This is a genomic window from Acidimicrobiales bacterium, from assembly GCA_036399815.1.
In the GTDB taxonomy this organism is placed as follows: domain Bacteria; phylum Actinomycetota; class Acidimicrobiia; order Acidimicrobiales; family DASWMK01; genus DASWMK01.
Genome location: DASWMK010000028.1, coordinates 1 through 24471 on the forward strand (window position 1 = coordinate 1; position 24471 = coordinate 24471).

Here is a 24471-nt window from a genome sequence, read left to right on the forward strand (position 1 = left end):
CCCCACCCCGGTGAGGGTCCGGTTGGTCTCGAACCGGACGACCCCGGGGATCGTCGTCCGCTTGAGGAGCACGGTGATCGGCTGGCCCATGGCGGGCGACCATCGTACGGGCGCTCCCCGTCTCGGGCAACCACGCTCGGCGGCGAGCCGGCGCGGTCGCCCGGCCGGCGCGGTGGGTACGGTCGCCGCCGATGCACCCCTTCCCGCCGCCGGTGCGCCGGACGCCGCCCGGGCAAGTGCCCGTTCGCACCATCCTCGCCACCATCGGCCTGGTCCTCCTGACCCTGGCCGGCCTCGCCCTCCTGCGCGAGCTCGCCCGGATCATCGCCTGGGTGGTGGTCGCCGGCTTCTTCGCCGTCGTGCTGACCCCGGCGGTGGACCTGCTCGAGCACCGGGCCAGGATCCGGCGGGGGATCGGGACGACCCTCGTCTTCCTCACCGGGCTCGCCCTGCTCGTCGGGCTGATGTACGCGTTCATCCGGCCGATCGTCGACCAGGTCCAGGAGTTCGTCGACGACCTCCCCGGCTACGTCGAGGACGCCCAGAACGGCCAGGGCTGGATCGGCGAGCTGGTCGAGCGGTACAACCTGCAGGACTACGTCGAGGAGAACCAGGACCGCCTGCGGGAGACGGTGACCGGGCTCGGCACCCCCGCCCTCGGCTTCGTGCGCACGGTCTTCTCGACGCTCCTCGCCTTCCTCACGATCGTCGTCCTCACGTTCCTGATGCTGCTCGAGGGGCCGGGGCTGACGGCCGGGATCACGGCGGCCATCCCCGAGCGCCACCGGGACCGGGTCAGAGCCGTCGCCGCGGACGCGGCGCGCGCGGTGAGCGGCTACATGCTGGGGAACCTGCTGATCAGCGTCGTCGCCGGCACGGCGTCCTACATCTTCCTGCGCATCGCCGGCGTGCCCTATGCCGAGGTGCTCGCCCTCTACGTCGCCTTCACCGACCTGATCCCGCTGGTCGGCGCCACGCTCGGGGCCGTCCCGACGACCGGCGTCGCCTTCCTGTACTCGGTGCCGGCCGGGGTCGCCACGGCGATCTTCTTCATCGTCTACCAGCAGTTCGAGAACCACGTCCTCCAGGTGTCGGTGATGTCCCGTACAGTTGCCGTGAACCCGCTGTTCGTGCTGGTGAGCGCGTTGGCCGGGGTCGAGCTGTTCGGCCTGCTCGGCGCCCTGCTCGCGATCCCGGCCGCCGGGGTCATCCAGGTCATCGTCAGGGACCTGTGGGACCACCGCAGCGGCGGGCCCAAGCAGCAGCCGACGATCGGCGCGGACGAAGTGCCGGCCGACGTGTCCGACGACGGGGCGCACGAGGCCGCCCGGGAGGTGTGAAGGAGATGGCAACCGAGACCGTCGAGGTCGAGGGCCACATCGTCGACTCGCTGATCCTCGCCAAGGTGCTCGACACGATCATCGACGCGGGCGCGGACTACCGGATGCTCGACGTGCGGATCGGCCGCACGAACAACGACACGAGCCGGGCCCGGCTCGAGATCACCACCGAGGACGACGGCACCCTGGACCAGCTCATCGCCGAGCTCCAGATCCACGGGGCCAACCGGGTCGACCAGGGCGACGCCACCCTCGTCGAGGCCGACCGCGACGGCGTGCTCCCCGAGGGCTTCTACTCCACGACCAACCTGCCCACCGACGTCCGCGTCGGCGGGCGGTGGCTGACCGTCGTCAACCCCGAGATGGACTGCGGCATCGTCGTCGAGGGCGACACGGCGAGGACGGTGCCGATGCACCGCGTGCGGACGGGCGACCGGGTCGTCGTCGGCTTCGACGGCGTGCGGGTCCACCCGCTCGAGCAGCCGCGGGGCGCCAACCCGTTCGAGTTCATGGCGTCCGAGGTGTCCTCGGAGAAGCCGAAGGGCCTGCTCGTCGACCAGGTGGCCGAGCGGGTGCGCATGGCGAGGGACGCCGGCCGCCGCATCCTCGCCGTCTGCGGCCCGGCCGTCGTGCACACCGGCGCCGCGCCCGAGGTCGCCCGCCTCGTCCGCGACGGCTGGATCGACGTCCTCTTCGCCGGCAACGGCTTCGCCACCCACGACCTCGAGTCGAACGTCCTCGGCACCTCGCTCGGCGTGTCGGTGGTCGACGGGGTCGGGATCGAGCACGGCCACAGCAACCACCTGCGGGTCGTGAACGAGGTCCGCCGGTACGGGTCGATCAGGGCGGCCGTCGAGGCCGGGTACGTCGGCGGCGGGGTCATGTACGAGTGCGTGACGAGGGGCGTGCCCTTCGTGCTCGGCGGGTCCATCCGCGACGACGGCCCGCTGCCCGACGTCATCGCCGACGTCGTGGCCGCCGCCGACGCCATGCGGGAGCTCCTCCCCGGCGTGGGCGTCGCCCTGATGCTGGCCTCGACCCTGCACGCCATCGCCACCGGCAACATCCTCCCGGCCGGCGTCGAGACGTTCTGCGTGGACATCAACCAGGCCGTCGTGACCAAGCTGGCCGACCGCGGCAGCCACCAGGCGCTCGGCATCGTCACCGACGTCGGCCTGTTCCTCCGCGACCTCGCCGACCGCCTCTGCCGGTGACGGTGGTGTCACCCCGCTGATCCGCCAGAATGGGAGCCGCCCCCGATGGGGCCTCCCATCCGCGCCCGACGTCGACCCCGATGGAGATGGAGATCGCCGTATGTCCCTGCCCTGGGGCCACCGGTACCTGATGTGCCCGCCGCACCACTTCGGCGTGCTCTACGAGATCAACCCCTGGATGAACCGCGAGGTCACCGTCGACACGGACCTCGCCCAGACCCAGTGGGCCAACCTCGTGGACGCGCTGAAGGCCGCGGGCGCCGAGATCGAGATGATGGAGCCGCAGCCCGGCGTGCCCGACCTCGTGTTCACGGCGAACGCCGGCATCGTCAACGGCCGGCAGTTCGTGCCGAGCCACTTCCGCCATCCCGAGCGGCAGGCGGAGACGGCGATCTACCAGGCGTGGTTCGAGGAGCGGGGCTTCCGCATCGACCGCCTCCCGGCCGCCCTCTCCCACGAGGGCGCCGGCGACGGGCTGCCGTTCGGCCGGGTGCTCGTGTCCGGCTACCGCTTCCGCTCCGACGCCAGGGCGGCCACGGTGCTGTCCCAGCTGACGAAGGCGCCGGTGCGGCCGGTCGAGCTGGTCGACCCCCGCTTCTACCACCTCGACCTCACGTTCTGCCCCCTCGACGAGCGGCGGGCCATCTGCGCCGTCGACGCCTGGGACAGCTACGGCGCCAAGGTCATCGAGATGCTCGTCCCCGAGCCGCTCGTGCTGGAGCAGCACGAGGCGCTGTCGTTCTGCGCCAACTCGGTCGTGATCGAGAACCGCATCGTCATGCCCAACTGCCCGCCGCGCGTCGGCCGCCAGCTCGAGGCGTGGGGCTTCGAGGTGACGGTCGTGGACGTGAGCGAGTTCCTGAAGGCCGGCGGCGGGCCCCGGTGCCTCACGCTGGCCCTCGACGTGGAGCTGGTGCCGGCGGGATCGCCGGTGTAGCCGGGTGATCGCCGTCAGGACCTTCGACCGGGCCGGGAGCCACACGGTCGAGGACCCGGCCGACATCTCGGAGGTCGTCGGCGACGGGCGGGTCGTGTGGGTCGACCTCGTCGACCCCACGGACCAGGACCTGGCGTGCGTGCGGGAGGAGTTCGAGCTCCACCCGCTCGCCATGGAGGACGCCCGCAAGCACGGGCAGCGCCCGAAGCTCGAGCAGTACCCGAGCCACGCGTTCGTGGTCCTCTACTCGAAGGAGCATGCCGAGGTCGACCTGTTCGTCGGCCCCAACTGGCTGGTCAGCGTGCGGGCCACCAACGAGCGGGGCGAGCGCTGCGACATCGACGGCATCCGGGCCCGGTTCGAGCGGACGAGGGGCGCGGACACGTCGGTCGGGTTCCTGCTCTACACGATCCTCGACCACATCGTGGACGGCTACTTCTCGGCCACCGAGTCGTCGGAGGACCGCATCGAGGACTTCGAGGAGCGGGTGTTCGGCGAGCAGACGTCGGACGAGCGGGCCGTCCAGCAGGAGCTGTTCCAGATCCGCAAGGAGCTGCTCGTGTTCCGGCGCAGGATCGCCCCGCTGCGGGAGATCCTGGCCATGCTCCTGCGGGGCGAGGTGGCGTGGGTGAGCGGCTCGGCGCTGGTCCACCTCCAGGACGTGTACGACCACGTCCTGCGGGCCGTCGACCAGATCGACAGCCAGCGGGAGGTGCTCGGCAACGCCGTCGACGCCCACCTGGCGCTCATCTCGAACCGGATGAACCGGGTGATGAAGACGATGACGTCGTGGGGCGCCATCCTGCTCGGGTCGACCCTGATCGCCGGGATCTACGGCATGAACTTCCAGCACATGCCCGAGCTGGGCTGGAAGTACGGCTACCCCTTCGCCCTGGCGCTGATGGTGGTGCTGACGGTCGTGCTGGCCGTGGTGTTCCGCCGGCGCAGGTGGCTCTGAGCCGACCAGGCGGCGGCCGCCAGCGCGGCCGACACGGCGGCGAGGACGAGGTGGACGGCGACGAACGCCGCGCCGTGCCCGCCGGTGGCGATGGCGACGGCCCGGACGGCCCACACCAGCCAGGTGACGACGGCCAGGGCGCGGACGGCGACGGGCAGGCCGGGCGAGCGGCGGGCGAGGAGGACGGCGACGGCGAGGCCGGCCGCCGTGAGCAGCACGGCGACGGCGAGGTCGAGGGCGCTCGACCCGTCGTCGCCGACGACGTTGCGGATGCGGGTGCCCCAGACGAACACGGTCCAGGGCGCGAACGCGGCGACGACGGCGGCCGGGCGGCGGCGGGTCACGGCTCCGACGCTACCGGCGGCCCCCGTCGGCGAGGCCGCGCAGGGGCGGGCGATCACGGCGGCGAGGCCTCGGCCGCGGAGGCGGTCCAGGGGCGAGGCCGCTCTCGGGCGGGGCGGCGGCGGCCCGAACGGGCGCGGCCCATCAGCGTTCGCGGCCGGGAGGGCCGCGGCCCGTCAGCGTCCTCGGCCGGGACGATCGCGCCCCCGTCAGCGGCGGTGGCCGACGACGGCGACGAGGCCGTCGGGCAGCTTCTCGTCGCCGAAGGACGGGCGGACCGTCGCCTCGACGCCGTGCTCGGCCAGGAGCGGCGGCACCGTCGTCACGTCCACCAGGACGTTCTCGTGCCGCTCGTGGTCGCGGCGCCAGGTGCCGTCGTCGGCCCCGACGAAGGTCGTGATGTCCCGGACGAACCGGTCGGGCGCCGGGAGCGAGTACTTCGTGACGATGGCCCAGTCGTCGGCCACGTCGCCGTAGTTGGGCGCGTCGCGGCGGACGTCGCCGTAGGCGAGGTCGCACAGGTCGACGGCCAGCACGCCGCCCGGGCGCAGGGCGCGGGCGGCGCCGACGAGGGCCCGCCGCAGCGCCGGCTCGTCGGGCAGGTAGTTCAGCGGGTGGCCGACGGACACGACGGCGTCGGCCTCGGGGACCGGGTCGTCGGGCAGCACGACCTGGCGCACCTCGGCGCCGGCGGCGTGCTCCCTGGCCAGGTCGAGCATGGCCGGCGAGGCGTCGGTGGCGAGCACCCGGTGGCCGGCGTCGAGGAGGTACCGGGTGAGCAGCCCGCTCCCGCAGCCGAGCTCGACGACGAGCCCGCCCCGCTCCCGCACCGGCGCCAGCAGGTCGAGGATCCCGGGCGCCACCCGGTCGGCGTGGAAGCCGAAGCCGCGGTGGTGGATGCTGGCGAGGTCGGGGCGGTAGTAGGGGTCGGCCATCCCCCGATCCTCGCCCACCGCCGGCCGGCCGGTCAGCCGGGCGGGACGGGGGTCTGGTCGTCCTGGGCGGAGTCAGGCCCGCGGTCGTCGTCGGCGCGCGACCGGGGGCCGCTGTCCACGAAGGTCCGCTCGTGCTCGGTGTAGCGCTCCTCGGGGTCGAGGTCGAGACCGGGCACGTCCGACTCGGCGTTGCGGCGGACCTCGTCGATGTGCTCCTCGACCTCGTCCAGCCGGGCCTGCATCTCGTCGGCCTGCTGCGCGTTGGGGTCGGTCATGCTCCCGGCGTACCCCGAGGCGCACCCCGGCAGGCCCGGGCGCCCGGAGTAGGGTGCGCAGCGGTGGTCGCGACCCTCGACGGGCGGTAGGACGGGTGCGCACGGCCGTCAAGTGGACGTTCCTGGGCGTGATCGTCGTGATGGTCGCCCTCCAGCTCGTCCCCTACGGGCGGGACCACGACAACCCGCCGGTCCAGGTCGACCCCGAGTGGGCGAGCGACGACACCGAGGCGCTGGCCGCCGTGGCCTGCGCCGACTGCCACTCCAACCGGACCGAGTGGCCGTGGTACTCCAACGTGGCGCCGGCCTCGTGGCTCGTGCAGCGGGACGTGGAGGACGGCCGGGCCGCCTGGAACTGGTCGGAGGGGACGGGTGACGGCGACGAGGCCGCCGAGGTCGTCGCCGACGGCGAGATGCCGCCCCGCCGCTACACGATGGTCCACACCGACGCCCGGCTGTCGAGCAGGGAGCGGACCGACCTGTCCGCCGGGCTGGAGCTCACCTTCGGCGAGCACGACGACGGCGCCAGCAGCGAGAGCGGCGGCGACGACGACTGACCGCCGCTAGGCGTCCTCGTCGTCGGGGACGTCGAACAGGCTGGGCTGGAGGCCGGGCGGGACGATCCTCGGCACGCCGGTCCACACCAGGTGGTCCATGAACACCCAGCTGCGGCGGTGGATCGACGTCGGTCCGAGCCACTGGAGGGCGGCCTTGTGGCGGGGGCAGGGGTACCCCTTGTTCCACTCGAAGTCGTAGCCGGGGAAGTGCTCGGCCTCGGCCCGCATGATGCGGTCCCTCGTCACCTTGGCGAGGATCGACGCCGCCGAGATCGACAGGCAGGTGGCGTCGCCCTTCACGATCCGCCGGGTGGCCGCGGCGGCCCCGGCGAAGTCCCAGCGGCCGTCGATGAGGACGGCGTCCGGCGCGGCCCCGATCCCCTCGAGCGCCCGGGCCGCGGCCAGCTTCTGCGCGGCCGACATGCCCAGCTCGTCGCACTCCTCCTGGGACGCGTGCCCCACCGCCCAGGCCACGCACCACCCGGCGATGCGGTCGAACAGCCGCTCCCGCTCCGGCTCGGTGAGCAGCTTGGAGTCGCGCACCTTGTAGACCCGGCGGTCCCTCGGGAGCACGGCGGCGCCGACGCTGATCGGCCCGGCCCATGCCCCCCGGCCGACCTCGTCCATGCCGACCACGACCGAGGCGCCGCCGTCCCACAGCTCCCGCTCGAGGGCGAGGCCCGGCGACCGGCCCTTGAGCGCCCGTCGCAGCATCGGGGCGGCGGGGGCGGCCATCGGCTCGACGCTAGCGCCGACCGCCGGCGGGTAGGACCGACCCCCGTGTTCGTCTTCTTCTCGAACCGCCTCGGCTGCCTGGGGTCGATCCTGGTGTCGCTGCTGGTTACGGCCCTGCTCGTCGCCCTGTTCGGGATGCGGTAGCGGTGGGCGGGATCGTCGACCCCCGGGACCTGCACCGGCGCCGCCTGGAGGCCGCCAGGGAGGCCGCCGTCGAGCGGGCCCGGTCGGAGCTGGGGGAGCCGGGCACGAAGGAGGAGCGGGCCGCCTTCGACCGGCGGGTGGCCGAGCTGGTCGCCGGCTGGACGGAGGGCTGGGAGGGCGCCGGCCTGCCGCGGGGGACGGCCGCGCCCTGGTGGGACCGGCTCCTTCGCCGCCGCCGCTGACCGGCAGGGGGCCCACAGCCCGGATCGGCACCCGCGCCGCCGCTGGGTGCCGACGGCCCTCGCCCACCCGGCGGTGAGCGGCCGGGGGTACCGTCCGGGCGTGGGCTCGGTCGGGACGTGGCGGTCGGTCGGCTCGGTCGGGTCGGCCCTGTCGGTCTTCTCCGTCGGGTCGGCGCTGTCGGTCCTGTCCGTCGGCTCGGCCGGGTCGGTGCTCTCCGTGGGGTCGGCCGGCTCCGTGCTGTCGATCGGGTCGACCGGGTCGGTGCTGTCGATCGGCTCGGCCGGGTCGGTGCTGTCGATCGGGTCGGCCGGGGCCGTCGGCAAGGTGGCCAGGGCGGGGGCGACGGTGCTGGCCGTCGCCGCCCTGGTCAGCGCAGCTCGACCGACGCCGGCCCGTCCCCGACCTCGCCGACGGCGGTGAAGCCGGCCGCCTCCGCCCCGGCCACCACCGACGGGTCGACGGCGGCGAGCAGCCCGCCCGAGGTCTGCGGGTCGTAGGCGAGGGCCTCGAGCGCCGCCGGCACGCCGCGGGCGGTGACGACCCGGCCGTCGAGGTGGGCCCGGTTGCGGGCGTCGCCGCCGGTGCGGACGCCGGCCTCGGCGGCGGCCAGCGCGCCGGCGTAGCGGGGCACGGCGGCGAGGTCCACCACCAGCCGGGCGCCCGACCGCTCGGCCATCTCCCAGGCGTGACCGGCCAGGCCGAACCCGGTGACGTCGGTGACGGCGTGGACGGCGCCGCCCATGGCCCCGAGGGCCTCGGCGGCCGCCCGGTTGAGCACCCGCATGCGGGCCACGGCCGCGGCCTTGTCCTCCTCCGACCCGCCGGCCAGCACGATCCCCGTGCCGACCGGCTTGGACAGCACGAGCACGTCGCCGGGGCGGGCCCCGCCCTTGGTGAACACCCGGTCGGGGTGGACGAGGCCCTGCACGGCCAGGCCGAAGATCGGCTCCTCGCTGCGGATGGTGTGGCCGCCGGCGACCACGCCCCCGGCCTCGGCCACCACCTCGGCGGCGGCGCCGACGATGGCGGCCACCACCTCGCCGGGCAGCCGCTCGGGGAAGGCGGCCACGTTGAGCGCCAGCACCACCCGGCCGCCCATGGCGAACACGTCCGAGCAGGCGTTGGCCGCGGCGATGGCGCCGTAGTGGGCCGGGTCGTCGACGAGGGGCGGGAAGAAGTCGGTGGTCGACACGAGCGCGAGGTCGGGGCCGAGGCGGTAGACGGCGGCGTCGTCGAACGGGGCCAGCCCCACGAGCAGCGCCGGGTCGGCCCCGGCGGCGGCCAGGTCACGCACCAGGGCCGACAGCGGCGCCGCGCCCCACTTCGCCGCGCACCCGCCGCACGACGTCCACTCGGTCAGCCGCACGGCCGGCTCGGCGACGGTCACGGCTCCACCGCGGCGATCGCCGCCCGCTCGCCGGGATCGGGCTCGGTGGCGAGGAAGGCGTCGACCATCTCCCTCGCCACCTCCTCGGACGTGAGCCGGAGGCCGAGGGCCAGCACGTTGGCGTCGTTCCACCGGCGCGCCCCCCTGGCCGTCTCGGCGTCGGTGCACAGCGCCGCCCGCACGCCCCGCACCTTGTTGGCGGCGATCGACACGCCCGTGCCCGTCCAGCAGCAGACGACCCCCCGGTCGGCCTCGCCGCCGGCCACCGCCTCGCCCACCCGGCGGCCCACGTCGGGCCATGGGTCCCCCTCGCCGACCACCACCACCTCGTGGCCGCGCTCGGCCAGGGCGGCCCGCACGGCGTCGGTCAGGGGCGTGCGCTCGTCGGTGCCGAAGGCGATCCGCATCGCCGCCATCCTGCCAACGCCCTGGCCGGGAGCGGCACACGGGAGCGTGACGAATCCGACGATCGAGTGACACTCGTCTCCCCCACCCCTGCCGCGTGTCTATGGTGGTCGGCCTCGGGGGAGGTCGGCGCAGCGCCGCGCTCCCTCTCGAAACGGCTGGCGAAAGGGAGAGAGCGAATGCGCGTACGGACCTGGAGAGCGCTCCTCGCGCTGCTCGCGGTGTTCGCCTTCCTCGCCGCGTCCTGCGGCGGGGACGACGACGACGGAGGCAGCGGCACCGGCAACGAGGCCGGCGACGACACGGGGAGCGACGACGGGGGTGAGCAGGCGTCGGGCGGCACGCTCGTCTTCGGCGCCTCGGCGGACCCGGTGGTGCTCGATCCCGCCTACGTGTCGGACGGCGAGTCGTTCCGCGTCATCGACCAGATCTTCGAGACCCTCGTCACCACGGAGCCGGGCGGCACCGAGCTGGCGCCGGCGCTCGCCAGCGAGTGGGAGGGCGCCGAGGACGGCATGTCCTGGACCTTCACCCTCGAGGAGGGGGTGACGTTCCACGACGGCGAGCCGTTCAACGCGGAGGCTGTCTGCGTCAACTTCGAGCGCTGGTACAACTTCACCGGCGTCCAGCAGAGCGCGGCCGTCTCCTACTACTGGCAGACGGTGTTCGGCGGCTACGCGCAGAACGAGGACGACGCCCTCGGCGAGAGCCTGTACGAGTCGTGCGAGGCCGTGGACGAGACCCACGTGACGATCAACCTCACCCGCCCGTCGGCCTCGTTCCTGCCTGGCCTGGCCGTGTCCGCGTTCGGCATCGCCAGCCCGAAGGCCCTCGAGGAGGGCGGCGCCGACGACGTCGGCGGCACCGCCGAGGAGCCCGACCTCAACACGGCGTTCGGCACCGAGAACCCGGTCGGCACCGGCCCGTTCATGTTCGACAGCTGGACCCGCGGCGAGTCGCTGCGCATCGTCCGCTTCGACGACTACTGGGGCGAGAAGGCCATCCTCGACGAGGTCATCTTCCGGCCCATCGCCGACGGCCCGGCCCGGCGCCAGGCCCTCGAGTCCGGCGAGATCCAGGGCTACGACCTGGTCGACCCGGCCGACCTCGCCGACCTCGAGGCCGGCGGCTTCCAGATCATGCCGCGCCCGGCCTTCAACGTCGGCTACCTGGGCTTCAACCAGTCCCACGCGCCGCTCGACAACCAGCAGATCCGCCAGGCGATCGCCCACGCCATCGACCGCGAGTCGCTGGTCAGCTCGCTGTATCCGGAGGGGGCGGAGGTCGCCCAGGAGTTCATGCCGCCGGACCTGTTCGGCTGGACCGAGGACGTGACCCAGTACGACTACGACCCGGACATGGCGCGCCAGCTGATCGAGGACTCCGGGGTCACCGACCTCAACCTCGACTTCTGGTACCCGACCGGCGTCAGCCGGCCGTACATGCCCGACCCGCAGGCCAACTTCCAGGCCATGGCGGAGGACCTCGAGGCCGTCGGCTTCACGGTCACCCCGCACGCCGCGCAGTGGGACACCGACTACCTGGACGGGGTCGACTCCGGCCAGGCGCCGATGTACCTGCTCGGGTGGACGGGCGACTACGGCGACCCCGACAACTTCGTCGGCACGTTCTTCCAGCAGCAGTCGCCGCAGTTCGGCTTCGACAACCAGGAGATCTTCGACGCCCTGAACGAGGCCGAGGCCGAGACCGACGAGGAGGCGAGGACGGCCGCCTACGAGGAGGCCAACCGGCTGATCATGGACTTCCTCCCGGGCCTGCCCTACGTGCACACGTCCCCGGCCCTCGCGTTCGCCCCGAACGTCCAGGGCTACGTGCCGAGCCCGGTCTCGCTCGAGTCGTTCGCGACGGTCTCGATCGAGGACTGACCTCTCGGCCGGTGGGGGGAGGGCGGCGGGCCCTCCCCCTACCCCCGTCCTCCCATGCTGAAGTTCCTCGTCCGACGGCTCCTGCTGCTGATCCCGATCCTGCTCGGGCTGTCCCTGCTCGTCTTCGCCTGGGTCCGGGCCCTGCCCGGCGGGCCCGAGGTCGCCCTGCTCGGTGAGCGGGCGACCCCGGAGCGCAGGGCCGAGGTCCGCCGCACCTACGGGCTCGACGAGCCGATCCTCACCCAGTACGGCACGTACATGAGCCGGATGGTGCGGTTCGACTTCGGGAACTCGATCAAGACGTCGCGGCCGGTGGTGGACGACATCCGCGACAAGTTCCCGGCCACCATCGAGCTCGGCCTGGCGGCCATGGTGTTCGCCGTCGGCATCGGCATCCCGCTCGGGTTCGTCGCCGCCAGGCGCAACAACACCTGGCTCGACCACCTGTCGATCACCGGCTCGCTGATCGGCATCTCGATCCCGGTGTTCTTCCTCGGGTTCCTGCTCAAGTATCTGTTCGCCGTGCGCCTCGGCTGGCTGCCGAGCATCGGCCGGGTCGACGTCACCCGCACCACGGACCACCCGACCGGGCTGTACGTGCTCGACGCCGTCCTCACCCTCGACTGGCCGGCGTTCGTCGACGCCGTCCGCCACCTCGTCCTGCCGGCGATCGCCCTCGGGACGATCCCCCTCGCCATCGTCGCCCGCATCACGAGGGCGTCGGTGGTCGAGGTGCTGAACGAGGACTACGTGCGCACGGCGCGGGCCAAGGGCATGACCGGCCCGGTCGTCAACCGCCGCCACGTCCTGCTGAACGCCATGCTGCCGGTGACGACCGTGATCGGCCTCCAGACCGGCCTGCTGCTGTCGGGAGCCGTGCTCACCGAGAACGTGTTCAGCTGGCCGGGGATGGGGACCTACCTGTACAACGCGGTGAACCAGCGGGACTTCCCCGTCCTCCAGGGCGGCATCCTGTTCCTCGCCACCGTCTTCGTGCTGATCAACCTGCTGGTCGACCTGGCCTACGGCCTGCTCGACCCGAGGATCCGCGTCCGGTGACACCCCGCCGGCTCCCGACCCCGGAGGTGCTGCCGTGAGCCTCGCCGAGGCGACCGCCGCCGAGGTCGTCGTCGAGTCCGGGGGCCCCGGCGGCCCCCAGTCCGTCGGGCGGGCCAAGGACACCTTCCGGCGCCTCCGCCGCAACCCGGCCGCCATCGGCGGCGCCGCCCTCATCCTGGTCTTCGTGCTGGTCGCCGTCCTGGCCCCAGTGCTCGCCCCCCAGGACCCGTACCGCACCAACCGCAGCCTCGTGTCCCCCGGCAACTACCCGGGGCCGTCCTCGGAGCACCTGCTCGGGGTGGACGACCTCGGCCGCGACGAGCTGTCCCGCATCATCTACGGCGCCCGCTACTCGCTCGTCATCGGCGTGGTCAGCCTGCTGCTCGGCCTGGCCGCCGGGGCGATCCTCGGCGGGCTGGCCGGGGCGTTCGGCGGCTGGGTGGACAACGCCCTGATGCGGCTGACCGACATCATGCTGGCCGTCCCCGGGCTGCTGTTCGCCATCGCCGTCGCCGCCGTGCTCGGCCGCAGCCTGACGTCGGTGATGATCGCCATCGCCGTCGTGAACGTGCCGGTGTTCGCCCGGCTCCTCCGCGGCTCGATGCTGGCCAACCGGGAGAGCGACTACGTCCTCGCGGCGCGCGCCGTCGGCGTGAAGCGATGGCGGATCACCCTCCAGCACGTGGTGCCCAACTCGCTGTCGCCGGTGCTCGTCCAGGGCACGCTCGCCCTCGCCACCGCCATCATCGACGCCGCCGGCCTCGCCTACCTCGGCCTCGGCTCGGCCGACCCGAGCATCCCCGAGTGGGGCCGGATGCTGGCCTCGACCCAGCGCTACCTCGCGACCGCGCCCCAGCTCGCCATCTACCCGGGGCTCGCCATCGTGCTGTCGGTGCTCGGCTTCAACCTGCTCGGCGAGGCCCTCAGGGAAGCCCTCGACCCGAAGCTGCGACGATGAGGATCGTGCCCAAGCCCGAGGCCGACACCCGGCTGCTGTCGGTGCGCGACCTGCGGGTCACGTTCCAGACGAGGGGCCGCGAGGCCGTGCGCGCCGTCGACGGCGTGAGCCTCGACGTCGAGGCCGGCCAGACCGTCGGGCTCGTCGGCGAGTCGGGCTGCGGCAAGAGCGTCACGTCGCTCGCCATCCTCGGGCTGCTGCCGTCGAGGGGCGTCAAGGTCGGCGGGTCGGTGGAGCTCGACGGGCGGGACCTGCTGGCCATGCCCGAGTCCCGCCTGCGCGACATCCGGGGCCGGGACATCGCCATGGTCTTCCAGGACCCGATGACGTCGCTGAACCCCGTGCTCACCGTGGGCCGCCAGCTCACCGAGGTGCTCCAGCGCCACGAGGGGCTCGACCGGAGGGAGTCCAGGCGCAAGGCCGTCGAGACGCTCGACGCCGTCGGCATCCCCGCCCCCGACCGCCGGCTGAAGGACTACCCGCACCAGCTGTCGGGCGGCATGCGCCAGCGGGTGATGATCGCCCTCGCCCTCGCCTGCAAGCCCCGGCTGCTGATCGCCGACGAGCCGACCACCGCCCTCGACGTCACCATCCAGGCCCAGATCCTCGGCCTCCTGCGCGACCTCGTGGCCTGGTCCCGCACCGCGCTGGTCATGATCACCCACGACCTCGGCGTGGTCGCCGGGCTGTGCGAGACCGTCCACGTGATGTACGCGGGCCGGATCGTGGAGTCGGCCGGCCGGCGCGAGCTGTTCGCCCGCCCCCGCCACCCCTACACGGCCGGCCTGCTGGCCTCCGTGCCCCGCCTCGACCGGGCCAGGTCGGGCCGGCTCCAGCCGATCGCCGGGTCGCCGCGGGACACGATCCCGTGGACGACCGGGTGCGCGTTCGCGCCGCGGTGCCCGAACCAGATCGACGTCTGCACCAAGGTCACCCCCGAGCTCGAGCCCGACCGCGGTGACCGCGAGCACCTCCTGCGCTGCCACAACCCCGTCGAGGTCGTGGTCGGGGAGCCGGTGCGGGCGTGAGCGCCGACGGCGACGGCGACCGGCGGGACGGCGCCGACCTCCTCGACGTCCAGGGCCTGAAGGTCCACTTCCCGATCACCGAGGGGCTCGTGATCGAGCGCAAGGTGGGCGCCGTGCAGGCGGTCGACGGGGTCGACCTGCAGCTGCGCCGGGGCGAGACGCTCGGGCTGGTCGGCGAGTCGGGCTGCGGGAAGACGACCGTCGGCCGCACGATCCTCCGGCTGATCGAGCCGACCGCCGGCCGGATCGTGTTCGACGGCGAGGACATCACCGCCCTGTCCGGGGAGCGGCTCCGCACCCTCCGCCGGCGCATGCAGATGATCTTCCAGGACCCGTACTCGAGCCTGGACCCCCGCCAGACGGTCGGGTCGATCGTGGCCGAGCCGATCAAGGCCCACGGCCTGGCGTCGGGCGGCTCGGTCGACCGCCGGGTGCGGGAGCTGCTCGACGTGGTCGGCCTGCCGTCCGAGGCCGCCAACCGCTACCCGCACGAGTTCTCGGGCGGGCAGCGCCAGCGGGTGGGGATCGCGAGGGCGCTCGCCCTCCAGCCCGACCTGATCGTCGCCGACGAGCCGGTGTCGGCCCTCGACGTGTCGATCCAGGCCCAGGTCGTCAACCTGCTCGAGGAGCTCCAGGCGTCCTTCGACCTGACCTACCTGGTCATCGCCCACGACCTCGGCGTCGTCCGCCACATCTCCGACCGGGTCGCGGTCATGTACCTCGGCGTCATCGTCGAGCAGGCGGTCACCGACGACCTGTTCGACCAGCCCCTCCACCCCTACAGCCACGCGCTGCTGTCGGCCGTGCCCGTCCCCGACCCCGAGGTGGAGGACACCCGCCAGCGCATCGTCCTGCGGGGCGACGTGCCCTCCCCCATCGACCCGCCGCCCGGCTGCCGGTTCCACACCCGCTGCCCGTACCGGCAGCCGACCCGGTGCGCGGACGAGGTGCCCGCCCTGCGCGAGGTGCTCCCCCGCCACCTCGTCGCCTGCCACTGGGCCGAGGAGATCCTGCGGGGCGAGGTGCGGCCCCACGAGCCGCCCGACCCCGACGCGCCCGACGAGGCCGGCGTCACCCCCGGCACCCTGCCGACCCCAGGGCCCCGCGTCGACCCGCTGGAACGGCCCTTCTAGCGGCAGCCGGCGATGCCGAAGCGGGTCCTGCACTGCAACTGGGCGCCGTACTGGTCGAGGCCCCTCGTCGGCGGCGGCGTGTCGGTCTACTGCAAGAGCCTGATGGACGGGCTGGCCGGCGGCGAGCGGGGCTGGTCGCCCTCGTTCCTCTGCGCCGGCTACGAGCAGCAGGCCGACCCCGGGCCGCCCCACGTGCGGGCCGTCGCCAACCCGCTCCATCCCGGCGTCCCGACGTTCTCGATGGTGGACTCGCCCGTCCCGGCGCCGTCGGTGCTGAAGTTCCACGACCCCGACGGCGACGTCCGCCGCCCGCCCGTCGAGGCCTGCTTCGCCGCCTTCCTCCGCGAGCACGGCCCCTTCGACGTCGTCCACTTCCACAACCTGGAGGGCCTGACGGCCGACTGCCTGCGGGTGGCGAAGGAGGCCGGCGCCCGGGTCGTGCTCAGCCTGCACAACTACTGGACCGTGTGCCCGCAGGTGCAGCTGTGGCAGTACGACGACCACGCCTGCACCGACTGGTTCGAGGGCCGGGGCTGCGCCGGGTGCCTCCGCGACGCGGTCGAGACCGAGCGGTTCCTGGCCGAGCGCCGGGCCGGGCTGCCGCCCCGGTACGAGGCGGTGGCGACCCCGGACGGCGGCACCGGCCCGCTGGCGTCGCCGCTCGTCGTGCGGGGCGCCGACCAGCCGTCGCTCGTGCCCGCCTACCGGCGGCGCCGGCCGGCCATCGTCGGCCTGGTGAACGAGTGCGTCGACGCCGCCCTCGCCGTGTCCGAGCGGTCGGCCGAGGTGCTGGCGGCCCGCGGGATCGACCGGAGCCTCCTGTCGACCCTCTACATCGGCACGAGCGCGGCCGAGTTCCGCCCCCCGCCCGGCAACCCGGCCGTGCCGGCGCCCGGCGCCCCGTTCCGGCTCGTGTACCTCGGCGAGGCCCGCAGGGACAAGGGGTTCTTCTTCCTGCTCGACGAGCTGCGCCGGCTGGGCGACGACGAGCTGGCCGGCCTGCACCTGACCGTCGCCTGCCGGGTCACCGAGCCCGCCGAGCTGCGGATGGCGGCGACGGGGCGCGGGCGGCTGCTGTCCCTCGCCGAGTCGCTGCACACCCTCGACTACCGCCCCGGCTACGACCACGCCAGCCTGCCCGCCCTGCTGGCCGGCGCCCACCTCGGGGTCGTGCCGCCGCTGTGGGAGGACAACCTGCCCCAGGTGGCGCTGGAGCTGATCGCCTGCCGGGTGCCGGTGCTGTGCTCGGCGCGGGGCGGGGCGAAGGAGTTCGTGCGCCACCCCGCGTTCGTGTTCGACCCCGGCGTCGACGGCGACCTGGTGGCCCGGCTGCGGGCCCTGCGGGCCGACCCCGCGCTGCTCGCCGACTTCTGGTCGGCGGCCCGCCCCCCGACCACGGTCGCCGCCCACCTCGACGAGCTGGTCGCCGTGTACGACCGGGTCGCGGCGACCGATGGGATCCCGCTGCCGGGCCCGTCGTCCCCGGCATGACCCCCCACGACGCGCCGGCCGGCGAGCTCGACCGGCGGTACAGCAGCCCGGAGGCCGGGCCGACGGCCTGGGACGACGTGCGCCGGGCCCTGGAGGAGGCGCCGGTGTACTGGCTGGCGACGGCGGGACCGGCCGGCCGCCCGCACGTGACCCCGCTGATCGGGGCGTGGGTCGACGGCGCCGTGTGGTTCTGCACGGGCGCCGGCGAGCAGAAGGCGGCCAACCTGCGGGCCAGCGCCGGCTGCGCCGTCACGACCGGGTGCAACGAGCTGCGGGGCGGGCTCGACGTGGTCGTCGAGGGCGACGCCGTGCCCGTCCACGACGACGACCGCCTGCGCCCGGTGGCCGCCGCCTACGAGGCGAAGTACGGCGAGGAGTGGCGCTTCGAGGTGCGCGACGGCGTGTTCGTGGGCGAGGGCGGCGAAGCCGTGGTCTACGAGGTGCGGCCGGTCACCGTCCGGGCCTTCGCCAGGGACCCCTACGCCCAGACCCGCTGGCGGCTCGGCGGCTAGCCGGGCTGGGCCGGCGGGGCCTCGGGGTCCTCGCCGAGCAGCTCGAACAGGCGGGCGACCCTGGCCTCGAGCGCGGCCACCCGCTCCTCCAGGCCGCTGCCGCCGCGCCGCGGCGCCTGCTCCGCCCCCGGCGGGGCGGCGGCGACGGCCTCGACGTCGACCGGCCCGGCGAGCAGGTGGGCCCAGCGGCCCTCCTTCTGCCCGAGCGCCCTGGGCAGGGCGACGACGAGGGGCTCGGGCCTGGCGGCGAGGCGGTCGAGGACGCCCTGCACGGCCGCGGTCGAGTCGAAGGCGTGGAGCCGCTCGGTGCGCGACCGGAGCTCGCCCACCGTCTGCGGCCCCCGCAGCATGAGCACGGCGAGGACGGCCGTCTCGTCGGGGCCGAGGCCGAGCTTCTCGTCGACCACCTGGCGGAACTTCGTCGTCCGCTCCCCGTGGGCCGGGTGGACGAAGCGCACGTACCCCAGCCCCTTCAGGGCGTCGAGCGTGCGCTGCACGGTGCCGGGGTCGTAGGAGACCACCGGCCAACGGTTCGAGGTCTGGTTGCAGGCCCCGACCAGCGCGTTCAGCGTCAGCGGGTACGTGTCGGGGACCGTCCGCTGCTTCTCGATCAGGGCGCCGAGGATGCGGACGGCCTCCGCCGACAGGTCCATCGGCCGAGCATAGGGTCGGCCGGGCGGCCGGCTGCCGGGCGGCCTCAGCCCGGGGGGCCGACGGGCAGGCGGCGCCACGGGGTGGCGCACGGGGAGCCGAGCGCCCACCACGTGACCGGCTCGGGCGCGAGCTCGGCCACCAGCGCGGCCGCCGTCCGCTCCTCCCCGTCGACGTGCATGCACACCGTCCAGCCGCCGTCGCCGCCCTCGTGCGAGGCGAGGTGGGCCATCAGGTCGGAGGGCGTGAGGCGGCCCCGGTCGAGCACGCGGCGGCCGGCGGCGAGGCGGGGGTCGACCAGGCGCTCGACCGGCTGGCGGGGGTGGCGGTGGTCGCGGTCGAAGTCGGGGATGGTCGTGCGGTTGGACAGCGCCCGGGTCGGCCCGGCGGGCACGGCCGCCCAGGCCCGCCCGCTCGTGTCGACCACCCACGCCTCGGCCGGGTCGGCCAGCAGGAACGACGACCAGTAGGGCCGGTCCCGGCCCTCGTGGCCGGAGCCGCCCTGGCCGTGGCGCTCCAGGAGCGCGGTGAGCACCTCGACGCCGGCCTTCGCCGTCGCCGCCCGCTCCAGCGCGAGGCGCACGAGGTCCATGCCGATCAGGCCGGGCGGAGCGCCCCGGGGGTCGAGGGTCGTGTCGACGGTGGCGTTGCCGGCGGCCACCCCGGCCTCGTTCACGCCCTGCTCCAGCCCCCAGGCCCACGCCGGGCGGGTCCCGAGCACGCCGATCGTCGCCCCGCCGGCCGGCGCCACCTCGACGTGGGTGGCCCGCACCGGCCCGTGGTCGCGGCGGGGCGGCAGCCACACGAGCTCCTGGCGCTCGGCGGGCGGCCGGTCGCTGTTCTTCGCGAACAGGGTGCGCCCGGCGGCCGTCGCCGGCGGGAGGGCGCACAGCAGGTCGCACATGGCGCCGGCGAGCGTACGGCGTCCGTACGCTCGGGCCCATGGCGCGCCCCGTCTCGGTCGTCCCCCACACCCACTGGGACCGGGAGTGGTACGCCCCGTTCCAGGCCTTCCGCCTCCGCCTCGTCGACCTGCTCGACGACCTCCTCCCCCGCCTCGAAGCCGACCCGTCGCTCGCCCACTTCATGCTCGACGGGCAGATGGCGATGGTCGACGACTACCTCGCCGTCCGGCCCGAGGCCGAGCCCCGGCTGCGCCGCCTGGCCGCCGCCGGGCGGGTGGCCGTCGGCCCCTGGTACGTGCTGCCCGACGAGTTCCTCGTGTCCGGCGAGACCCTCGTGCGCGACCTCCAGCTCGGCATCGAGCGGGCGACCGCCTTCGGTGGCGCCATGGAGGTCGGCTACCTGCCCGACATGTTCGGCCACGTGGCCCAGATGCCCCAGCTGCTGGCCCAGTTCGGCATGGCCCACGCCGTCGTGTGGCGGGGAGTGCCGGCGGCCGTCGACCGCAGCGCGTTCCGCTGGGTGGCGCCCGACGGCTCCGAGGTGCGGGCCGAGTACCTGCCCGGCGGCTACGGCAACGGCGCCGTCGTGCCCGACGACCCCGCCGCGCTGGTCGAGCGGGTGGCCGACTTCGAGCGCCGCCACGCCGGCCTGGTCGGCGGGGAGGGCGACGGCCCGCTGCTCTGGATGGCCGGCACCGACCACCTCGTCCCCCAGCCGTGGCTCGGCGCGGTGGTGGCCGAGGCCGACGCCGCCCAGGACGACTACGACCTGGCCGTCACCTCGCTGGCCGCCCACCTGGCCGCGGCGCCGGCCGAGGGCCTGCCCACCTGGCACGGCGAGCTGCGGTCGGGGGCGAGGGCCAACCTGCTGATGGGCGTGGCCTCGAACCGGGTCGACGTCAAGCAGGCGGCGGCCAGGGCCGAGCGGGCGCTGGAGCGCCTGACCGAGCCGCTGTCGGCGCTGTTCCTCCCGCCCGACCGGTGGCCGGCCGCCCTCCTGGCCGAGGCCTGGCTGCACGTGGTCCGCAACGCCGCCCACGACTCGATCTGCGCCTGCTCCCACGACGACGTGGTCGACGCCGTCCTCGTCCGCTACGCCGAGGCCACCCACGTGGCCGACGGGCTCACCCGGCGGGCCCTCCGCTCGCTGGCCGGCGGGCTGGCGGCGACCGGGCCGGTCGTCGTCAACCCGGCCGCCAGGGCCAGGGGCGGGGTGGTCGAGCTCGACCTGCCCGTCGCCGCCGCCCCGCCCGGCACCCAGCTGGTGACGGCCACGCCGGCCGAGGAGCTGCTCCACGAGGTCACGAGGTGGGACGGGCCGGCCGTGCTCGAGCGGGAGCTGGACATCCGGCCGGGCGTCACCGACGTCGAGGTCGACGTGGACGAGGCGACCGGCGGCGCCGTCGTCACGCTGACCGTCGACCCGGCGGGCCGGCGGACGGCCGGCACCGACGCCCAGCGGCGGGTGGCCGAGCTGGCCGCCGAGCACCCCGACGGGCCGGTGCGCTTCGTCGTGCGCCAGCCGCCCGCCGTTCGGGTCCTGGCCCGCACCGGGCCGGTGCCCGGCTTCGGGTGGGCCGCCTGGCCCTGCCCCGACGACGCCGCCCCGGCGGTCACGGCCGCGGGCACGACCCTGGCCAACGGCCTCGTCACCGTGGCCGTGGACGCCGCCGACGGCACGTTCTCGGTCGACGGCCACGCCGGCCTCGGCCGCCTGGTCGACGGGGGCGACGGCGGCGACACGTACAACTGGTCGCCGCCGGCCGGCGACGCCGCCGTGGACCGGCCCGAGCGGGTCGAGGTGCGCGTGGAGGCGGACGGGCCGGTCATCGGGCGGCTGGCCGTCGAGCGGGCCTACCGGTGGCCCCACCGGGTCGAGGGCGACCGCCGGGTGGGCGAGGTGACGGCCGTCGTCACGACCACGATCGAGCTCCGGGCCGGGGAGCGGTTCGTGCGGGTCGAGGACCGGCTCGACCACCAGGCCCGCGACCACCGCCTGCGCGTCCACCTCCCCCTCCCCCGGCCGGCGGCCACCACCGTCGCCGAGTGCGCCTTCGGGCTGGTCGAGCGGGGCATGGAGGCCGAGGGCGGCCCGACCGAGCGGCCCCTCGCCACCTGGCCGTCCCGCCGCTTCGTCACCGCCGGCGGGCTGGCCGTCGCCCACGAGGGCCTGCTGGAGCACGAGCTGGTGGCCGGGGGCACGGAGCTGGCCGTCACCCTGCTGCGGGCCACCGGCCTGCTGTCGAACGGCCCGATGACCATGCGCCCGCTGCCGGCCGGCCCGGTCGTGCCGGCCGAGGGCGCACAGCTGGCCGGGCCCCGGTCGTTCCGCTACGCCGTCGCCGTCGGCGACGACGTGGACCCGTGGGCGCTGGCCGACGACGCCTTCCTGCCCCTCCTCGTCGCCACCGGCACCGGCGCCGGCGACGGACCGGCGACCGGGGCGGCCCTGAGCGTCACCGGCGCCCAGGTGTCGGCCGTCGTCCGGCGCGAGGGGGCCGTCGAGGTGCGGGTGTTCAACCCGACCCCCGAGCCGGCCACGGTGACCATCGAGGGCCGCCGCGGCTGGCTGGTCGACCTGCGGGGCCGGCCCCGGGGCGCCTTCGACGGCCCCTTCCCGCTCGGCCCGTGGGGCCTGGCGACGGCCCGGCTCAGTCCGTAGCGGGCGGCCAGGAGTCGCCCCAGTCGGCGTCCCTGGCCGGCCGCCACTGGTCGGACCGGCTGCGGGGGACGAGGACGGGCCCGATCCCGTCCTCGCCGCACACCTGCAGGGTGACGAGGCCGGGCCGCTGGAGCGGGTGGCGGACGATGCGGCCGCCGGCCGGCGCGCCCCCGCCCCTGGTCACGGCCACGTAGCTGTACTTCTCGTCCTCCCACCCGAGCGTGGCGCCCTTGGCCGCCCGGTGCCGCCGGCTGCGGGCCAGGCGGCGGGCGAAGTGGCACCACTCGCCGGGCACGTCGCTGAGCGGGCAGCGGCGGTCGTGGGGGCAGGGGGCGACGACCCTGGCCCCCGCCTCGACGAGCGCCGACCGCACGTCGATGACCCGCCCGTAGCCGGTAGGGGTGCCGGGCTCGACCACGACGAGCGCGGAACCGGTCGCCCGCCACAGGCCGGCGACGACGCCGGCCAGGTCCGCCTCGGCCAGCTCGCCGAGCACGTAGGCGGCCACCACGAGGTCGGCCGGCGGGATGCCCTCGCCCGCGCCCCTGGCCAGGTCGACGAGGTCGCCCGCCACCCAGCGGCCGTGGCGGACGGCGGCGGACGGGGCGTCCGCGGCCAGGCTGCGACCGGCGGCCAGCATGGCCGCGGAGCGCTCCACGGACGTGACGACGGCCAGGGACTCCCACTGCGCCACCGCCGCCCACCCGGCCACGCCCAGGCCGGCGCCGGCGTCGAGCACCGAGGCCGGGGCCCAGCCCGGCCACCGCTCGGCCAGGTGGCCCAGCACGGCGCCGACGGCGGCGACCGTGGCCGGCGCCCTCGTCGACGCGTAGGCGGCCACGCCCTCGGCGTCCCGCACGGCCACGTCCCGGCCGGACCGGTAGCGCGCCGACAGCCGGGCCGCGCCGGCCCGCCCCCGGCCGGCGGCCATGGCCCCCAGCCGGTCGAGCCCGTCCGCGAGCGCGGCGGGGAGGTCAGCCGCGGCCGTCGTCGTCCTCCTCCCACGCCAGCCGGTCGACCCGACCGGCCACCTCCTCGAAGCTCGCCCTCGCCTCGTCGATCTGCTCGGCCAGCCGCTCGGCCACCAGCCGGCGCAGCTCCACGCGGCGCTCCCGCACCCAGGCGAGGGGCGTGCGGGGCTCCTCGCCGACCGGCGCCCAGCGCAGGCGCCACAGGCGGGCCCGGCCGATGTCCTTCAGGGTCCGCGGACGCAGGGCCCGCAGCTCGAAGCGGGCGTCGGCGGCCAGCTCCGCGTGCACGTGCTCGTCGACGACCACCGACCCCGGGTACGAGATGCCGACGATGCGGCTGGCCCGGTTGACGACCGGCCCGTAGACGTCGCCGTCCCGCTCGAGCACGGGCCCGGCGGCGAGGCCGACCCGCACGTCGGACAGCGACTCGTCCTCGTGGTAGGCCTCGGCCAGGCTGAGCGCCGTCTCTCCCGCGGCGCCGACGTCGTCGACCATGAACATCACCTCGTCACCGATCATCTTGACCACTCGGCCGCCCATCGCCACCACCGTGTCGTGGGCGACGAGCTCGAACCGGTCGACGACGGCGGCCAGCTCGTGGTCGGGCACCTGCTGGGCCATGGCCGTGAACCCGACGAGGTCGGCGAACCCGACGGCGACCGGCGCGCCGGCCGCGTCCTCGGCGGCGTGGCGCACGAGGTGGCGGCGGGCGGCGGCCTGGAGGTGGCGGCGCCACACGTAGTCGAGCACGCTGGGCATGGCCGGCAGCAGGGTGGCGGCCTGGAGGACGGCCGGCTCGGTGTCGAGGTCGGCGGCCCGGCGGGGCAGCCGGCCCTCGATGGCCGTCACCTGGGCCTCGGCCACCCGGGCCATGGACGACCCGATCACCCTGGTCATCTGGAGGGCGAGGTCGGGCTCGACCACGCCGAGGGACAGGAGGCCGGCGACCAGCCGGAGCATCTCGAGGTCGAGGTCGGTGTGGGCCCGCTCGCCCGGCCGGGTGTCGGGGAAGCCGAGGGCCCGCCAGAACTGCCGGGCCGTCGGCTCCGGGATGCCGGCCGCGTCCGCCACCTCCTCGGGCGAGTAGCGGGGCGGCTCGGGCAGCACCAGTCGCTCGACGGCGAGGATGCCGACGGTGCCGGCGCGGTCGGCCGCCGCCACCTCCTCCTCGGTGACGCCGAGGGCGGCGAGCAGCGCCCGCAGGGTCGGTTCGCCGCGAGCGGCGCCGGCGCTCACCCGAGCAAGGCCTCCCCCGACGGCTCGGTCGTGGACCACGCGGGGTCGAGCCCGGGCGCCGTCAGGCGGGCCGGGCCGGCCGAGGGCGCGAGGTCCCACAGCAGCGCCGGCCGGTCGCCGTGCCAGCGCACGGCGTAGGAGAGGCGGCCGGCCGCCGTCGGCGCGCCCTCGACCTCGACGGGCCGCCCCCGCCAGCCGTCGGGCAGGAGCGGGCACATGGCCGGGCCGTCCGGCCGGTCGACCACCGCGAGGTCGCGCCCGAGGGCGACGAAGCGGGCGGTGGCGACGGGGTCGTGGTCGTCCCAGGTCCAGGTCGGGGACGCGGCGCGGAGGACCTCGGCCAGCCGGTCGAGGGCCCGCCGGTCGCCGGCCGCCACCTCCGCCCCGGCCAGGGCCAGCGCGTGCCGGGCCACCGCCGGCTCGCCGGGTGGGCCGCCCTCGGTCAGGGCAGCGGCGAGGCGCTCGGCGCCGTCGGGTGGCGCGCCCTCGGTCAGGGCGGCGGCGAGG

At 75.3% G+C, this 24471-nt stretch carries 26 protein-coding genes; 15 read left to right on the plus strand and 11 right to left on the minus strand.

The window, feature by feature from the left end; translation table 11 throughout:
- The first annotated feature begins 191 nt into the window (after nucleotides 1-191).
- From VGB14_01825 to corA, 4 genes are all read left to right on the plus strand, one after another.
- Nucleotides 192-1340 (plus strand): AI-2E family transporter, encoded by a 1149-nt coding sequence (locus VGB14_01825; GenBank protein ID HEX9991644.1) that lies wholly within the window; start codon nucleotides 192-194, stop codon nucleotides 1338-1340.
- A 5-nt stretch (nucleotides 1341-1345) separates the two neighbouring features.
- Nucleotides 1346-2554 carry a TIGR00300 family protein gene (locus VGB14_01830; GenBank protein HEX9991645.1) on the plus strand — a complete coding sequence of 403 codons (1209 nt, stop codon included), beginning with the start codon at nucleotides 1346-1348 and terminating at the stop codon, nucleotides 2552-2554.
- Between the two features lie 100 nt (nucleotides 2555-2654).
- The gene (locus VGB14_01835; GenBank protein ID HEX9991646.1) at nucleotides 2655-3491 is read left to right on the plus strand and encodes an arginine deiminase-related protein; all 837 of its coding nucleotides are present in this window, start codon (nucleotides 2655-2657) and stop codon (nucleotides 3489-3491) included.
- Between the two features lie 4 nt (nucleotides 3492-3495).
- Nucleotides 3496-4449, plus strand: coding sequence for a magnesium/cobalt transporter CorA (gene corA / locus VGB14_01840; GenBank protein ID HEX9991647.1), 954 nt, complete (start codon nucleotides 3496-3498; stop codon nucleotides 4447-4449).
- Here corA and VGB14_01845 read toward each other — a convergent pair.
- From VGB14_01845 to VGB14_01855, 3 genes are all read right to left on the minus strand, one after another.
- A complete protein-coding gene (locus tag VGB14_01845) occupies nucleotides 4371-4793 on the minus strand; it encodes a hypothetical protein (protein HEX9991648.1) in 423 nt (140 codons plus the stop codon). The two genes, corA and VGB14_01845, sit on opposite strands and share 79 nt — an antisense overlap.
- A 207-nt stretch (nucleotides 4794-5000) precedes the next feature.
- Nucleotides 5001-5726: a class I SAM-dependent methyltransferase gene (locus tag VGB14_01850; GenBank protein ID HEX9991649.1), complete on the minus strand. Its 726-nt coding sequence runs from the start codon at nucleotides 5724-5726 to the stop codon at nucleotides 5001-5003.
- 32 nt (nucleotides 5727-5758) lie between these two features.
- A complete protein-coding gene (locus VGB14_01855; protein ID HEX9991650.1) occupies nucleotides 5759-6001 on the minus strand; it encodes a hypothetical protein in 243 nt (80 codons plus the stop codon).
- A gap of 95 nt (nucleotides 6002-6096) precedes the next feature.
- Between VGB14_01855 and VGB14_01860 the strand changes: the two genes are divergently transcribed.
- Entirely contained in the window at nucleotides 6097-6558 is a 462-nt protein-coding gene (locus VGB14_01860; GenBank protein HEX9991651.1) for a heme-binding domain-containing protein, read from the plus strand.
- A gap of 6 nt (nucleotides 6559-6564) precedes the next feature.
- Here the strand turns inward: VGB14_01860 and VGB14_01865 are convergent, their stop codons facing one another.
- Entirely contained in the window at nucleotides 6565-7293 is a 729-nt protein-coding gene (locus tag VGB14_01865; GenBank protein ID HEX9991652.1) for a ribonuclease HII, read from the minus strand.
- A gap of 146 nt (nucleotides 7294-7439) precedes the next feature.
- Here VGB14_01865 and VGB14_01870 point away from each other — a divergent pair, with 146 nt between their 5' ends.
- Both VGB14_01870 and VGB14_01875 read left to right on the plus strand, forming a co-directional pair.
- Nucleotides 7440-7679, plus strand: a complete 240-nt coding sequence (locus VGB14_01870) for a hypothetical protein (protein HEX9991653.1) — start codon at nucleotides 7440-7442, stop codon at nucleotides 7677-7679.
- A gap of 100 nt (nucleotides 7680-7779) precedes the next feature.
- Nucleotides 7780-8100: a hypothetical protein gene (locus tag VGB14_01875; GenBank protein HEX9991654.1), complete on the plus strand. Its 321-nt coding sequence runs from the start codon at nucleotides 7780-7782 to the stop codon at nucleotides 8098-8100.
- Here VGB14_01875 and selD read toward each other — a convergent pair.
- Entirely contained in the window at nucleotides 8048-9067 is a 1020-nt protein-coding gene (gene selD / locus VGB14_01880) for a selenide, water dikinase SelD (GenBank protein HEX9991655.1), read from the minus strand. The two genes, VGB14_01875 and selD, sit on opposite strands and share 53 nt — an antisense overlap.
- On the minus strand, nucleotides 9064-9474 hold the full coding sequence (locus VGB14_01885) for an RpiB/LacA/LacB family sugar-phosphate isomerase (protein HEX9991656.1): 411 nt from the start codon (nucleotides 9472-9474) through the stop codon (nucleotides 9064-9066). Before VGB14_01885 ends, selD begins: the two co-directional genes overlap by 4 nt.
- Nucleotides 9475-9651: 177 nt before the next feature.
- On the opposite strand from VGB14_01885, the gene VGB14_01890 reads away from it, so the two are divergent.
- The 7 genes from VGB14_01890 to VGB14_01920 are packed head-to-tail and all read left to right on the plus strand — an operon-like array spanning nucleotide 9652 to nucleotide 17539.
- A complete protein-coding gene (locus VGB14_01890) occupies nucleotides 9652-11358 on the plus strand; it encodes an ABC transporter substrate-binding protein (GenBank protein HEX9991657.1) in 1707 nt (568 codons plus the stop codon).
- 54 nt (nucleotides 11359-11412) lie between these two features.
- Nucleotides 11413-12417 carry an ABC transporter permease gene (locus VGB14_01895; protein ID HEX9991658.1) on the plus strand — a complete coding sequence of 335 codons (1005 nt, stop codon included), beginning with the start codon at nucleotides 11413-11415 and terminating at the stop codon, nucleotides 12415-12417.
- Nucleotides 12418-12451: 34 nt separating this feature from the next.
- Nucleotides 12452-13375, plus strand: a complete 924-nt coding sequence (locus tag VGB14_01900) for an ABC transporter permease (GenBank protein HEX9991659.1) — start codon at nucleotides 12452-12454, stop codon at nucleotides 13373-13375.
- 5 nt (nucleotides 13376-13380) lie between these two features.
- The gene (locus VGB14_01905) at nucleotides 13381-14403 is read left to right on the plus strand and encodes an ABC transporter ATP-binding protein (GenBank protein HEX9991660.1); all 1023 of its coding nucleotides are present in this window, start codon (nucleotides 13381-13383) and stop codon (nucleotides 14401-14403) included.
- Complete coding sequence (locus tag VGB14_01910; GenBank protein HEX9991661.1) at nucleotides 14400-15536, plus strand: oligopeptide/dipeptide ABC transporter ATP-binding protein; 1137 nt, start codon at nucleotides 14400-14402, stop codon at nucleotides 15534-15536. Before VGB14_01905 ends, VGB14_01910 begins: the two co-directional genes overlap by 4 nt.
- 12 nt (nucleotides 15537-15548) lie before the next feature.
- Nucleotides 15549-17027 (plus strand): glycosyltransferase, encoded by a 1479-nt coding sequence (locus VGB14_01915; protein ID HEX9991662.1) that lies wholly within the window; start codon nucleotides 15549-15551, stop codon nucleotides 17025-17027.
- On the plus strand, nucleotides 17024-17539 hold the full coding sequence (locus tag VGB14_01920) for a pyridoxamine 5'-phosphate oxidase family protein (GenBank protein HEX9991663.1): 516 nt from the start codon (nucleotides 17024-17026) through the stop codon (nucleotides 17537-17539). Before VGB14_01915 ends, VGB14_01920 begins: the two co-directional genes overlap by 4 nt.
- On the opposite strand, the gene VGB14_01925 is transcribed toward VGB14_01920, so the two are convergent.
- Together VGB14_01925 and VGB14_01930 are read right to left on the minus strand one after the other, a co-directional pair.
- Nucleotides 17536-18192, minus strand: a complete 657-nt coding sequence (locus tag VGB14_01925; GenBank protein HEX9991664.1) for a YceH family protein — start codon at nucleotides 18190-18192, stop codon at nucleotides 17536-17538. The genes VGB14_01920 and VGB14_01925 overlap by 4 nt on opposite strands.
- A gap of 44 nt (nucleotides 18193-18236) precedes the next feature.
- Complete coding sequence (locus VGB14_01930; protein HEX9991665.1) at nucleotides 18237-19094, minus strand: C69 family dipeptidase; 858 nt, start codon at nucleotides 19092-19094, stop codon at nucleotides 18237-18239.
- A 38-nt stretch (nucleotides 19095-19132) separates the two neighbouring features.
- On the opposite strand from VGB14_01930, the gene VGB14_01935 reads away from it, so the two are divergent.
- Entirely contained in the window at nucleotides 19133-21757 is a 2625-nt protein-coding gene (locus VGB14_01935; GenBank protein HEX9991666.1) for a hypothetical protein, read from the plus strand.
- On the opposite strand, the gene VGB14_01940 is transcribed toward VGB14_01935, so the two are convergent.
- The 3 genes from VGB14_01940 to VGB14_01950 all read right to left on the minus strand — a co-directional run.
- Complete coding sequence (locus tag VGB14_01940; protein ID HEX9991667.1) at nucleotides 21747-22688, minus strand: small ribosomal subunit Rsm22 family protein; 942 nt, start codon at nucleotides 22686-22688, stop codon at nucleotides 21747-21749. The two genes, VGB14_01935 and VGB14_01940, sit on opposite strands and share 11 nt — an antisense overlap.
- Before the next feature lie 43 nt (nucleotides 22689-22731).
- Complete coding sequence (locus VGB14_01945) at nucleotides 22732-23964, minus strand: adenylate/guanylate cyclase domain-containing protein (GenBank protein ID HEX9991668.1); 1233 nt, start codon at nucleotides 23962-23964, stop codon at nucleotides 22732-22734.
- A partial coding sequence (locus VGB14_01950; protein HEX9991669.1) for a hypothetical protein occupies nucleotides 23961-24471 on the minus strand: 511 nt, incomplete at its 5' end. The genes VGB14_01950 and VGB14_01945, both read right to left, overlap by 4 nt.